This is a genomic window from Curtobacterium subtropicum (assembly GCF_030362975.1).
Taxonomy (GTDB): Bacteria; Actinomycetota; Actinomycetes; order Actinomycetales; family Microbacteriaceae; genus Curtobacterium; species Curtobacterium subtropicum.
In genome coordinates, this window is record NZ_JAUCMM010000001.1 from 168,029 (window position 1) to 180,716 (window position 12,688).

Consider the following 12,688-nt stretch of genomic DNA (forward strand, 5'->3'; position numbering starts at 1 on the left):
CTCCGGACGGCACGAGCCGTCCGGCTCCGCCGCCGGGACATCCGAGCGTCCCGACGGCGGGGTCTCAGCCGCGCGGGTAGCGGAAGGTCCGGACCTCGTACGCGTCCACCGGGAACGCGGCGACGCCGTCCGTGACCGCTGCGACACCCGGCAGTGCGTCGTCGGCATCCTCGAGCAGGGTCACCTCGGCCGGTTCGCCGAACGGCCCGTCGACGGCGATGCCGCCGGTCCCCCGTCGCCCGCTCGGCTCGTAGACGCGGACGATCAGGTCGCCCGAGCGGTCGTCGGCGAGCTTGACGCTCGACAGCAGGACGTCCCCCGACACCTGCACGAGCGGCTCGAACCCGTGGGCGCCCGTGACGCGCCGCGCCGGGGCGTTCATCACGATGCCGGCCGCGGTCGCACCGAGCTGGTCCGTCCCGACGACGATGCCGTACCGGTGCGTCTGCACGCCCTGGTCGGTCTCCGGGTCGGGGAACCGCGGCGCGCGGAGCAGCGAGAGCCGCACGGTCGTGGTGACGTGGCCGTCGACGGCGTCCCGGGTGGTGTCGAACCCGTGGATCGAGGAGTTCACGAGCGCGACACCGAACCCGGGCTCCTCCACCAGCACGTAGCGGTGCATCGACGTCTCGAACTTCGCGGCCTCCCACGAGGTGTTCGTGTGCGTGACGCGCTTCTGTGCGCCGAACTGCGTCTCGGCGATCGTGTGCTCGGCGCGGACGTCGAGCGGGAACGCCACCTTGAGGAACTTCTCGGTCTCGTGCCAGTCGGTCGTCTGGTCGAACTCGAGGGTGCGGGAACCGGGCGCGAGCACGATCTCCTGCGTGACGGAGGAGTCACCGAACGAACGCGACACGACGACGCGAGCAACTCCGGCGGCGTCAACCGATGCGTCGAGCGAGTCGACGGCGACCAGGTCCTCGACCCGGTTCCGGTAGTACCGGTCGACGTCCCACGCGTCCCACATGTTCGGGAAGTCCCGGTGCAGCTGCAGCAGGTTGGCGGCCCGGCCGGGGGCGATCGCGTCGCGCCCGGTGGTCAGGTCGACGGCGCTCGTGACGAGGCCCTGCGCGGTGACGACGACCCGCACCAGGTCGTTGGTGAGCACGTACCTGCCGTCCTGCTGGACCAGCGAGACCGGCTCCGCGGTGGGCACGTCGGTCGCCGGGAGCGCGCCCTGCGCGGGAGCACCGGCCTGGAGGACCGGGGCCGGGTTGACGACGACGGTCTCCGTCCCGGGGCCGGCGAGCGCCGACAGCGCGTCCTCGATGATCGCGGTCAGGGCTGCGGCGGTCTCCGCGTACTTCGCGACCGCCTCGCGGTGCACCCAGGCGATCGAGGTACCGGGGAGGATGTCGTGGAACTGCTGCAGCAGGACCTGCTGCCAGAGCGCGTCGAGCTCGTCGTACGGGTACACGAACCCGGTGCGCGCCGCGGCGGTCGCGGCCCAGAGCTCGGCCTCGATGAGCAGCTGCTCGCACCGGCGGTTGCCCTGCTTCGTCTGGTGCTGGCTGGTGAGCGTGGCGCGGTGCAGCTCGAGGTACAGCTCCCCCACCCAGACCGGCGGGTTCGACAGCTCCGACTTCGCCCGGTCGAAGAACGCGTCCGGGTGCTCCCACCGGACCTTCGCGCTGCCTTCGAGGTCCGCGAGCCGAGCGGCCGTGCCGGTCATCTCGCGCGTGGTGCCACCACCGCCGTCGCCCCAGCCGACCGGAGCGATCGACCCGGTGGCGAGGCGGTTCTCCCGGAACTGCCGGGAGGCCTTCGCCACCTCTTCTCCGGAGAGCCGGGAGTTGTACGTGTCCATCGACGGGAAGTGCGAGAACACCCGCGACCCGTCGATGCCCTCCCAGAGGAAGGTGTGGTGCGGGAACTTGTTCACCTGGTTCCACGAGATCTTCTGGGTGAAGAACCACTCGAAGCCCGCGCGGCGCATGAGCTGCGGCAGTGCCGGCGAGTAGCCGAAGCTGTCCGGCAGCCAGACGCCCTTCGGCCGGATGCCGAACTCCCGCTCGAAGAAGCGCTGCCCCTGCGAGAACTGCCGCACGAGGCTCTCACCCGTCGGCATCACCGTGTCCGACTCGACCCACATGCCGCCGAGCGGCAGGAAGCGACCCGCCTCGACCGCGGCACGCACCCGGGCGTAGACCTCGGGCCGGTGCTCCTTGATCCAGGCGTACTGCTGCGCGCTCGACATGCCGTAGAGGAAGTCGTCGGTCTGGTCGATGAGCTCGGTCATCGTCGAGGTCGTCCTGGCGACCTTCCGGATCGTCTCGCGGACGGGCCACAACCAGGCGGAGTCGATGTGGGCGTGGCCGATCGCCGAGATCGTGTGCGCCGAGGCGTCGGCGGGCGCCGCGAGCACGTCGGCGAGCGCAGCGCGGGCGTCCCCTGCCGTCTCGGCGACGTGCTGCAGGTCGAGCCGGTCGAGAGCGTCGTCGAGCGCCTGCAGGATCCGCATCCGCCGCGGGCCGTCCGCGAGCTGCGCCTGCAGTTCGAGGAGCACCTCGAGGTCGAGCGACAGCTCGTGCACCTCGGACGCGAACACCGCGAGGTCCATGCGGCGACTCGTGTACAGCCGCTTCGACGACGAGGTCTGCACGTCGCCCTCCTGCGTCGGCAGGAAGGGGTGGTAGTCGAGGAGCACCGGGTTCGACGCGGCCTCGACGAACAGCTCGACGGTCTCGCCGCCCTCGGCCCGCTCCGTGACGAGGACCCACTGGTTCCGCGGGTTGATCGACTTCACCGGCGTGCCGTCGGCCAGGTACACGAGCCCCTCGCACTGGAACCCGGGCATGTTCTTGTCGAAGCCGAGGTCGATCACCGCCTCCACGCGTTGCCCGGCGTACTCCTGCGGGACCGTGCCGGACAGCCGGAACCACGTCGTGCCCCAGGCAGCTCCCCACGCCGTCCCCACCTCGTACGGCGTGAAGTCGAGCTGCAGACCGGCGGCGGGCGGGACCGGCTCCCCGGGCAGCTCGTGCCAGGCGGCCGTGAGCGGCACCGCGGTCGCGTGCACCGCGGGCAGGATCCGCTCGTCGAGGACCCGTCGGGCGCGTCCGGTGGTGAGGGGGATGTCGTCGTGCATGGGGTCCTTCCAGGTGGACGGATCGGGGCGTGGTCGGGCGGGCGCGGTCGGCCGGGGTCGGGCCGGGGTCAGGGCATGGTCGCGGGGTGCGCGACCGAGAGCGCGGTGCCGGCGAGGTCGTCGGGCACCTCCACGGTGCTCCTGATGCCCCGGGCCACGGTGTGCGCGGTGTCGGACAGGCGGGAGCGCAGGACGACCTGGGGACCGCGGCCGTCCGCCGAGGACTCGGCGCAGGCGAGCCACGCGGTGGCGAACCGGCCACCGGGGGCACAGTCGGCACGGACGCCGTACCGGGGTGCGCCGTCGGGCAGTACGTCGTCCAGCACGACCGCGGTGGACGGCGGTGCCGCGGGTGCGGGCAGACCGGACCGGGCGAGGGCGGCGAACGCCTCCCCCGCGGGCTTCAGCCGACCGTCGTTGGTGAACAGCCCGAGGTCGTACTCGAGCTCGGGGAAGTCCGCGAGCGACCGGGCGACGTCGTGCGAGCACCACCAGGTCACCCCGAGGACGTCCTGCGCCCCGGCGACGTGCCGGATCGTCTGCTCGGTGAACGCCGCGGCGTCGGCCGGGTCGACGACGTTCGTCGGGGCGCCGACCTCCTGCAGCCAGTTCGGCCGCCCGGGCTCGCGGTTCCACGCCGCCGCGAGCTGGAGCAGGTACTCGCCGTGCCGCACCGAGCCGGCGCCGAGCGCGCCGTGCAGCGCCGCGGACCCGTTGAACACCCACGAGTGCGTCACCGTCGCGTCGCCGTGGTCCGCCGCGTGCTCCGGGCCGAAGGGCTGCGCGTCGTCGTACCAGGCCGCGTCGTACTGCGCGACGGTGACCAGCGGGGCGGAGCCGCGCCGTGCCTCCCGGCCGGACGTTTCCCGCGCTCCGGACAGGCCCCGCCGGGCGGCGGCGACCATCGCTGCGGCCCACGCGTGCCCTTGCTCCGCCGTGGTGTCGTGCGGAGCGGGGTGCGGTGCGTGCGCGAACTGGTTGACCTCGTTGCCGATCGAGATGCCGAGCAGGTTGGGCTTGTCGGCGACCGCCGCTGCGAGCGCCTCGACGTAGGCCGCCGTCGACGCGACCACCTCCGGGTCGGTGAACATGTTCCGCCGGTGCCAGCTGTCGAGCCACGACGGCACGAAGTCGAAGCTCGACAGGTGCCCCTGCAGCGCGTCGACGTTGACGTCGAGGCCGAACGACCCGGCGATGTCGACGACGGTCGCGACGTCGTCGAGCGCGGCCCGCCGGATGAGCGTCCGGTTCGGCTGGACGACCGGCCACAGCGGGAAGACCCGGATGTGGTCGGCCCCGAGCGACGCGATCTGCTCCATGTCCCGCGCGGTGTCCGACGGCGAGAAGTCGAGCCACGAGTGGAACCAGCCGACCGACGGGGTGTGGTTGACCCCGAAGCGCATCAGCCCTTCACCCCGCCCTCTTCGACGCCCTTGAAGAAGAACCGCTGCAGGACGGCGAAGATCACGGCGATCGGGATGAACGCGATCATCGTGCCGGCCGCGATCATCCGCTGGTCCGTGGCGAACGTGCCCTGCAGGTACTGCAGACCGACGGTCAGCGTGAGGTTCTCCGGCGACTGCAGGACGATGAGCGGCCAGAGGAAGTCGTCCCACGCGCCGATGAACGAGAAGATCGCGATCACCGCGATGGTCCCCTGCACGGCGGGAAGGGAGATGTACCGGAGGCGCTGCATCGCGTTCGCGCCGTCGACGACCGCCGCCTGGTCGATCTCCTCGGGGATCTGCCGGAAGGCGTTGAACATGAGCAGCACGTTCAGCGCGGCGATCATGCCCGGCAGCGCGACGCCGACCAGGTTGTCGGCGAACCCGAGGTCCTTGACCGTGACGAACTGGCTGATGATCGTCGCCTCGCCCGGCAGTACCAGGGTGGCCAGGAAGAGGCCGAGCACGAGCTTCCGGAAGCGCCACTGCAGACGGGCGAGGGCGAACCCGGCGAGGGTGGCGAACACGATGTTGCCGAACACGTCGATCGCGGCGACGAGCAGCGAGTTGCCGATGTACCGCCACACCGGGATCGCTGCTGCGACCTTCAGGTAGTTCTCGATGGTCGGCTCGCTCGGGATGAACGACGGGTTCGCGGTGTAGATGTCCTCACCCGCACCCTTGAGCGAGGTGGACAGCTGCCAGAGGAACGGGCCGATCGTGATGAAGAGGACCAGCACGAGCAGGACGTACCGGACGACCTTCTCGCGCGTGGACATCACGCCCCACACCCGACGGCGGCGGCGTCCGCTTCGTCCGTCCGGCCGGGAGGCCCGTCCAGCGGAGGTCGCGCCGGTCACGTCCGGTGCGGGTGCGGCGACGCCGGCGGCGCCCCCGATCACGGGTTCCGTGGTGCTGGTCGTGTTCGTCACTTGTCCGCCTTGCTGTTCATGCGCGCCAGGGCGAGCATCGGCACCAGCGTCACCACGAAGAGCAGCAGGCTGAGCGCGGACGCGTAGCCGAGGTTGCCGGTGAAGCCGCGGGCGTACTGCTGGATGAGCATGACGAGCGAGTTGTCCTGCCCGCCCGGGCCGCCGGTGCCGTTGGTGAGGATGTAGAGCTCGCTGAACACGCGGAGCGCGCTGACGCACACCAGGATGCCGACGAGTGTCATGGTGCCGCGGACACCGGGCATCGTCACGGACCAGAAGCGGCGGACCGCCCCGGCACCGTCGAGCGCGGCGGCCTCGTGCAGGTCCTTGCCGACGTTCCCGAGCGCCGCGAGGAAGATGATCATGTAGTAGCCGAGGCCCTTCCAGACCGTCAGGCTGATCGCGCTGATGAGCAGCAGCCACCGGTCGGTGAGGAACGGGATGCCCGCGCCACCGAGCGCCTTCACGATCTCGTTCACCACGCCGCGGTCGTCGAGGATCCACGTCCAGATGAGCCCCACCACGACGGCCGAGGCGATCACGGGCGTGTAGTACGCCGTGCGGAAGAACGCGATCCCGGGGATCTTCTGCTGCACGAGCACCGCGATGAGCAGCGGCAGGACGGTGAGCAGCGGCAGGCAGATCGCCATGTAGATGACGCTGTTGAGCAACGCCTCCCACACCTGCGGGTCGGCGAGCAGGGTCTGGAAGTTGCGGACGCCGACCCACTGGCTCACGCCCCCGAGCGGGCTGGCGTTCGTGAACGACAACCGGACGGTGTTGATCGACGGCCAGAGGCTGAACGCGAGGAGCCAGACGAGTGCCGGCAGGACGAGCAGCCAGGGCGTGAACCAGCGGTTGGCGCGCATCAGCCGTTGGCCAGGAGCGAGTTCATCTTGTCCTGCGCGGTCTGCAGGGCCTTCTCCGGCGAGACCTGCCCCTTCATGGCGAGGGCGATCTGCTGGTCGAGGAAGTCCGTCATCGCGGAGTTCGCCTCGACCGGGTTGAGGACCTTCGCCTCCTTGAGGGCCTCGTTCGCGAGCACGCGGGCCTTGCCGTTCACGGTGCCGTCGTCCTTCGAGAAGTACGGGTCGGACTGCGACGAGACGGTCGACGGGAAGATGTTCACCTGATGGGCGAACGCCTCCTGGTTCTTCGCGTTCGTCATGTACTGCGCGAACGCCTCGGCGGTGGCGAGGTGCTTCGACTTGCTGGACACCGACAGGCCCTGCACGTACAGCGGCGGGGTGTCGAGCGCCGGGCTGACGGTGACGTTGCCCTCGAGCGACGGATTGCTCTTCTCCATGTCGGCGAGCGCGGTCGCACCACCGGTGGTCCAGGCGACCTTGCCCTGCGTGAAGAGCGTCGAGTTGCCGAGGTAGTCGCTGTTGAGGACGTTCGACGGCATGTAGCCGTCCTGGTAGGCGGTCTTGTAGCGGTCGATCAGGTCGGCGGCCTTCGACGAGTCCGCGAACGTGAACTTCGTACCGTCCCCGTTGACCACCTGCACGCCGGCGAGGGTGAAGTCGCCGAGGCCGGGCTTCCGGCTCATCAGGTAGTCGTCCGGGCAGTTCTCGTGCATGGTCTTCGCCTGCGTGAACAGCTCGTCGGTGGTCTTCGGCGGGTCGTTCGCGTCGAGCCCGCACTTCGCGAACATGTCGCTGTTCCAGTAGTCGACGTCGGTGTTGAGGTACCAGGGGTAGCCGTAGGTGCCGTCGAGCCCCTTGTACCGGTACGAGTCGAGCGCGCCGGCGACGTACGTCTTCGCGAGCCCGCTGTCGTCCTTCGACACGTCCTGCAGGAACCCGCGCTTCGCGAGCGGCAGGGCGATGTCCGGGGGCAGGTTGATCACGTCGGGCAGCGAGTTCGACGACGCCTGGCTGAGCACCTTGTCCGCGTAGCCGTCGCCCGGCTGGTCCTGCAGCTTCACCTTCGCGCCCGGGTGCTCCTTCTCGAAGCCGTCGATGACGCCCTGCAGGTAGTCCGTGTAGGTCGGCGTGAGCGCCCAGGTCTGCAGGGTGATGGTGCCCTCGACCTTGCCGCTCCCCCCGCCGGTCGCGCCGCTGCTGCCGCTCGAGCAGCCGGTCAGGACGAGGGCGGTGGCCGCCGCGGTCGCGAGCAGCGCTGCCGCGCGGCCCCTCGTCGGTCGTGGTGTGGTCCTCATGGCGTTGTGACTCCTTCGTCATCCTGCTCAAGCGGTTCAGCTGTCGTGTGCTGCAACCGCGTTGGGTGCCACTGTGCGGGACTAAAGCGTTATAGTCAACCCCGTGCAACCGAAGCGTCGGACGACGATCGCCGACATCGCCGCCCGTGCCGGCGTGTCCATCAGCGCGGTGTCGTTCGCGCTCAACGACCGACCGGGCGTCTCCCCGGAGACCCGTCGGCGGGTGCAGGAGATCGCGCGCGAGCTCGACTGGCAGCCGCACACCGCGGCACGCGCCCTCGGCGGCGCCCGGGCAGGCTCGATCGGGTTCGTGCTGAACCGACCGGCGCGCACCCTGGGGACGGAGTCGTTCTTCGGCGACCTGATCTCCGGCATCCAGCTCGGCCTCGCGGGCACGCACGTCGGTATGACCCTCCTCGTGGCGCGCGACGCGGACGAGGAACTGCAGACCTACCGGGACTGGTGGCGCGGACACCGGGTCGACGGTGTCGTCGTGATCGACCCGCGCCGGCACGACGACCGGCTGGCCCTGCTCGCCGAGCTCGGGATGCCGGCCGTCGTCGTCGGGTCCCACCCGTCACCGGAGGGAGCGGCGCCGAGCGTGTGGATCGACGACTCCGACGCCACGGAGACCGTCCTGCGCTACCTGCACGCACTCGGTCACCGGCGGCTCGCCCACGTGGCCGGGCCACCCGAGTTCGAGCACACGGCGATGCGCACCGCCCGCGTCCGCGCCTTCACCGAGGCCGAGGGGCTCGAGCAGCCGATCACCGTCCCGACGGACTACTCCGCCGACGCCGGTGCCCGCGCGACACGGACGCTCCTGTCGGGGTCCGACCGCCCGACCGCGATCGTGTACGACAACGACGTGCTGGCCGTCGCGGGCCTCGGCGTCACGAGCGAGATGGGCGTCGCGGTCCCCCGGGCGGTGTCCCTCGTGTCGTTCGACGACTCGGCGATGATCCGCCTCGTGCGGCCCGCGATCACGTCCCTGACGCGCGACACCGTCGAGCTGGGGCAGCGTGCGGCCGTGCTCCTGCGCGAGCAGATCGACGCCGGCGCGGTGCTCCCCTCACGCCCCGGACCCGCACTGACGCTCAGCGTGCGCGACTCGACCGGCCGGGCACCGACACGCCCGCCCCGGGGCCGCTCCACGCACTGACCGCGCGGACGACTTGACGACGGTTCGAACACACGTTCGAATACCCGTGTGGGACGGCGTCGCGAGAACCGGTGGCAGCCCCCGGAACACCCGGAGGTCGAACGCCCGCGCGCCTACTCCCTGTCGGAGGACGCCCGCGGGCCCGACGTCTGCCATGCCGTCACGCCCGCCCCGGTGTGGGCCTGGGTCCAGTTCCCGACCTTCCACATCCGCGTGAAGGGCTTCGCGAAGAGCTGGACCCGTGACGCCGTGCTCGTCGAGTGGGCGCAGTTCGGGCAGCAGGCCGACGCCTGGGTCTGGCGGTCCGCCGTGAAGCACCGCACACTGCGGGCCGACCACGCGGAACGGCATCCGGGGAACGCACCGCATTGACTTCCACCCCGATCCCGAGGATCGTTCCTCACACGCCGGTTCGACGAACTACTCGATCATCGAGAAGTTCGTCTGCCACGATCCGAAGGCACGATCCGATGGAAGGAGGCACGATGAAGAAGAACGAGGTGCCGTCCTGGGTCGCGCACGTGCTCACCCCGCCGGAGGTCATCGCGGCCTACGTCGAGCGTCGGGTCAACGACCCGGCCCTGCTGTCGGGTGTGCAGGCCGAACCCACGTACGCAGACTTCCTGCGCGCCGAGTAGGCGGTCGGCCGGGAGGCACGGCGGACGTCCCCGACGTCAGGGAACCTGCCCCGCGCCTCCCGTCCGTCCCGCGTCCGGTCGCACGCGACCACGCCGCGCCGACAGGGTGACCCCGATGCTCGCGACGCTCACGCACGCGAGGGCGACGACCTCCTGGGCCGCCAGCGCCTCGTGCAGCACCACCAGGCCCGCGAGGGCCGCGATCGCCGGCCCCAGGCTCTGCAGCACCCCGAACACCCGCGTCGGCATCCGGCGCAGGGCGAGCATCTCGAGGGCGTACGGCAGGACGGTCGACAGCAGGGCCACGCCCGCGAACACGAGCAGCAGCGACGGGTCCCCCGCCACACCCGCGACGGCCGGACGCAGCCCGGTCGGCAGGGACACGAGCATCGCGACGACCATCGACACCGCGAGCCCGTCGACGCCGGGGATCGCCGCACCGACGCGACGGTTCATCACGATGTAGCCCGCCCAGCACGCGGCGGCGGCGATCGCCGCGAGGACGCCACCGACCGCGGTGACCGCAGCCGGACCGACGCCGAGCAGGACGACCCCGGCGAGCGCGAGGGCCGCCCAGGTCACGTCGCGCCAGCGGCGGGTGTGCGCGAGCGACAGGGCGAGCGGCCCGAGGAACTCGATGGTCACCGCGACGCCGATCGGGATGCTCGCGAAGGCCACGTAGATGAACACGTTCATCCCGCCGAGCGCCAGGCCGAGCAGCACCGCTGCCGTCCACTGCGCACGGGTCCAGTGCCGGACGCGCGGGCGGACGACGAGCACGAGCACGAGCGCGCCGATGACGAGCCGGAGCGCGGCCGCGCCGACGGACCCGACCTCGTCGAAGCGGGTCTTCGCGAGCGCGGCGCCGATCTGCACCGAGAGCATCGCGGTGAGCGCCAGGAGCGGCGCGGGGACCCGGGTCACGGTGCGGTCGCCATGCTTCGGGTCACCCGAGGTACGCGAGCACGGCGAGGACGCGGCGGTGGTCCTCGCCGGTGTCCTCGAGGGCGAGCTTGCCGAAGATGCTCGACACGTGCTTCTCGACCGCACCGGTGCCGATCACGAGGGCGCGGGCGATCGCGGCGTTCGTGCGGCCCTCGGCCATCAGCCCGAGGACCTCGCGCTCGCGGGGCGTCAGGGCGGCGAGCGGGTCCCGGCGACGGCCCATCAGCTGCGTGACGACCTCGGGGTCGAGCACGGTGCCGCCGGCGGCGATGCGGCGGACGGCGTCGTCGATCTCCTCGAGCCGGGTCACGCGGTCCTTGAGCAGGTAGCCGATGCCCGTCGCCCCGGCGGCCAGGACGTCCTCGGCGTAGGTGGCCTCGACGTACTGCGACAGCAGCAGGACACCGGTGCGGGGTGCCACGCGGCGGGTCTCGACGGCGGCGCGGACCCCTTCGTCGGTGAAGGTCGGCGGCATCCGGACGTCCATCACGACGACGTCGGGGGCGTCGTGCGGCAGCGTGGTGAGGAACGAGTCGGCGTCGGCGTACTGACCGACGACGTCGATGCCGGCCTCGTCGAGCACCCGGGCGAGCCCCTCGCGCAGGAGCACGGCGTCGTCGACGACGACGGCCCGGATGCGTGCTGCACCCGGGCCGTCGCTCATGCCGACCAGCCTAGTGGGAGCGGTCGCGCCGGCCGCGGCGCCCGACTGCTCCCGGACCGTCACCCGCGGGCGACGGGGACCCCGTTCAGGGCGCCGAGCGGGATCCGGGCTGTGGCCTCGGTCGGGCCACCCTCGGGGCTGTTCACGACGAGCTCGCCGTCCAGGGCGCGCATCCGACCCATCAGCCCCTCGATGCCGTGGCCCTCCTGTGGTCGGGCGCCGCCGCGGCCGTCGTCGGTGACGCTCACCGTCAGGTACCAGAGGCCCGAGGCGTCGACGATCAGGCCGAGGTACACACCGGCCGTCGTGGCGCCGGCGTGCTTCGTGGTGTTCGTCAGGAGCTCGCTCACCGTGAAGTACACGTTGCGCTGGATCTCCGTCGCGAGCTCGAGTCCCTCGGGCAGGCGGACGTCGAGTCCGACGGGGATCGGGGTGCGGGTGACCAGGGCCTCGAGCGCGGCGACCAGACCGCGGTCGAGCAGGATCGGCGGTGCGAAGCCCCGGGACAGGGCGCGGAGCTCGTCGAGGGCGTCCTGGGCGTGCTCGGTCGCCTCGCCGATCAGCTGCTTCGCCTTCTCCGGGTCGCGGTCGAACGCGCGCTCGGCGGCTGCGAGGTCCATCCGCAGCCGGACGAGTCGCTGCTGGGGGCCGTCGTGCAGGTCGCGCTCGATCTGTCGGAGCGCCTGACCCTCGGCGGTCACGGCACCGGCGCGCGAGGCCTGCAGCCCGGCGACGCGCTGCTCGAGCTGCTCGGCACGGAAGCCGCCGAGCAGGCCGAGGTCGATCCAGTAGTGCGCGAGCACGGCTCCGCGTGCCCAGAGGGGCAGGAGCGCCACCGACGCGGCCATCGACAGCAGGCCGAGGAGTCCGATCGCGAGCAGTGCGCCGCTGTCGGAGCTGGGCAGGTACATGCCGCCCACGCCGAGGAAGCCCCACGCGACGGCGACCACGAACGGCCAGGCGAACCCGGCGAGGAGCACGACGCCGACGCCCACGGTCACCAGGGACGCGAGCGGGTACACGACCGCCGCGTGCAGCAGGTACAGCCAGTAGTGCGGGTTGGCCACCGCGGACCCGGTGCGCGTCCACCAGTTCTGCTGCCACCGCGGTGTCCAGTCGACCGGGCGGATCGGCCGCGGGTCGGCCCAGCCGATGCGGAGCTTCTCGAACTGGCCGAGCCACCGTGCCACGAACAGCGCGATGAAGAACATCAGGAGCACGAACGGGTTGAACAGGTCCCGCAGGCCGCGTCCGAACAGCGCCGCGGGGAACGCCGCGTAGAGCGTGCAGAGGAGCACGGCCGTCAGCGCCATGTACCCGAAGTCGCGCGGCAGGCGGCGCCAGGCCTCGCGGTAGAACCGACCAGCGGTCATGCCGGATCCGGTGCCGCCCCCACCCGTCGGAGCACCTGCCGCGGGCGTGGCGCTCCAGCCCGACGACGCGGTCGACGGACCGGAGGCGGGCGTTCGGGGCTGCTCGGGCATCGGCTTCGTGGCTCCCTGGGGCACGGCTCCGTCGAGCGGGACGGTCTGTGCGCGATCTGCGGCGAGGTCGTCCAGCGGGACGGTCTGTGCGCGATCTGCGGCGAGGTCGTCCAGCGGGACGGTCTGGGCCTGGTCGAGGCGGTCGGTGTCGGTCATGGGTCCAGCC

11 protein-coding genes are annotated in these 12,688 nt (G+C 71.5%); 3 read left to right on the top strand and 8 right to left on the bottom strand.

The annotated features are described in order from the left end of the window. Nucleotides 1-64: 64 nt before the first annotated feature. The 5 genes from QUG98_RS00780 to QUG98_RS00800 all read right to left on the bottom strand — a co-directional run bounded on the left by QUG98_RS00780 (nt 65) and on the right by QUG98_RS00800 (nt 7,629). On the bottom strand, nt 65-3,088 hold the full coding sequence (locus QUG98_RS00780) for an alpha-mannosidase (RefSeq protein ID WP_289468752.1): 3,024 nt from the start codon (nt 3,086-3,088) through the stop codon (nt 65-67). Between the two features lie 68 nt (nt 3,089-3,156). Next, nucleotides 3,157-4,491: a glycoside hydrolase 5 family protein gene (locus QUG98_RS00785; RefSeq protein WP_289468753.1), complete on the bottom strand. Its 1,335-nt coding sequence runs from the start codon at nt 4,489-4,491 to the stop codon at nt 3,157-3,159. Further along, nucleotides 4,491-5,465 carry a carbohydrate ABC transporter permease gene (locus QUG98_RS00790; protein ID WP_289468754.1) on the bottom strand — a complete coding sequence of 325 codons (975 nt, stop codon included), beginning with the start codon at nt 5,463-5,465 and terminating at the stop codon, nt 4,491-4,493. The genes QUG98_RS00785 and QUG98_RS00790 overlap by 1 nt, the downstream gene beginning before the upstream one ends. Next, nucleotides 5,462-6,334, bottom strand: coding sequence for a carbohydrate ABC transporter permease (locus QUG98_RS00795; RefSeq protein WP_289468755.1), 873 nt, complete (start codon nt 6,332-6,334; stop codon nt 5,462-5,464). The genes QUG98_RS00790 and QUG98_RS00795 overlap by 4 nt, the downstream gene beginning before the upstream one ends. Next, nucleotides 6,334-7,629: an ABC transporter substrate-binding protein gene (locus QUG98_RS00800; protein ID WP_289468756.1), complete on the bottom strand. Its 1,296-nt coding sequence runs from the start codon at nt 7,627-7,629 to the stop codon at nt 6,334-6,336. Before QUG98_RS00800 ends, QUG98_RS00795 begins: the two co-directional genes overlap by 1 nt. A 103-nt stretch (nt 7,630-7,732) precedes the next feature. Here QUG98_RS00800 and QUG98_RS00805 point away from each other — a divergent pair, with 103 nt between their 5' ends. The 3 genes from QUG98_RS00805 to QUG98_RS00815 all read left to right on the top strand — a co-directional run bounded on the left by QUG98_RS00805 (nt 7,733) and on the right by QUG98_RS00815 (nt 9,429). Next, on the top strand, nt 7,733-8,791 hold the full coding sequence (locus QUG98_RS00805; RefSeq protein ID WP_289468757.1) for a LacI family DNA-binding transcriptional regulator: 1,059 nt from the start codon (nt 7,733-7,735) through the stop codon (nt 8,789-8,791). A gap of 48 nt (nt 8,792-8,839) precedes the next feature. Beyond that, nucleotides 8,840-9,163: a hypothetical protein gene (locus QUG98_RS00810; RefSeq protein ID WP_289468758.1), complete on the top strand. Its 324-nt coding sequence runs from the start codon at nt 8,840-8,842 to the stop codon at nt 9,161-9,163. A 113-nt stretch (nt 9,164-9,276) separates the two neighbouring features. After that, nucleotides 9,277-9,429: a hypothetical protein gene (locus tag QUG98_RS00815; protein WP_161968383.1), complete on the top strand. Its 153-nt coding sequence runs from the start codon at nt 9,277-9,279 to the stop codon at nt 9,427-9,429. A gap of 36 nt (nt 9,430-9,465) precedes the next feature. Here QUG98_RS00815 and QUG98_RS00820 read toward each other — a convergent pair whose 3' ends face one another. The 3 genes from QUG98_RS00820 to QUG98_RS00830 are packed head-to-tail and all read right to left on the bottom strand — an operon-like array spanning nt 9,466 to nt 12,678. Then, a complete protein-coding gene (locus tag QUG98_RS00820) occupies nt 9,466-10,353 on the bottom strand; it encodes an EamA family transporter (protein ID WP_289468759.1) in 888 nt (295 codons plus the stop codon). Nucleotides 10,354-10,375: 22 nt separating this feature from the next. Next, on the bottom strand, nt 10,376-11,038 hold the full coding sequence (locus tag QUG98_RS00825; RefSeq protein ID WP_289468760.1) for a response regulator transcription factor: 663 nt from the start codon (nt 11,036-11,038) through the stop codon (nt 10,376-10,378). Between the two features lie 59 nt (nt 11,039-11,097). Continuing rightward, nucleotides 11,098-12,678 carry a sensor histidine kinase gene (locus QUG98_RS00830; RefSeq protein ID WP_289468761.1) on the bottom strand — a complete coding sequence of 527 codons (1,581 nt, stop codon included), beginning with the start codon at nt 12,676-12,678 and terminating at the stop codon, nt 11,098-11,100. Nucleotides 12,679-12,688 lie beyond the last annotated feature (10 nt).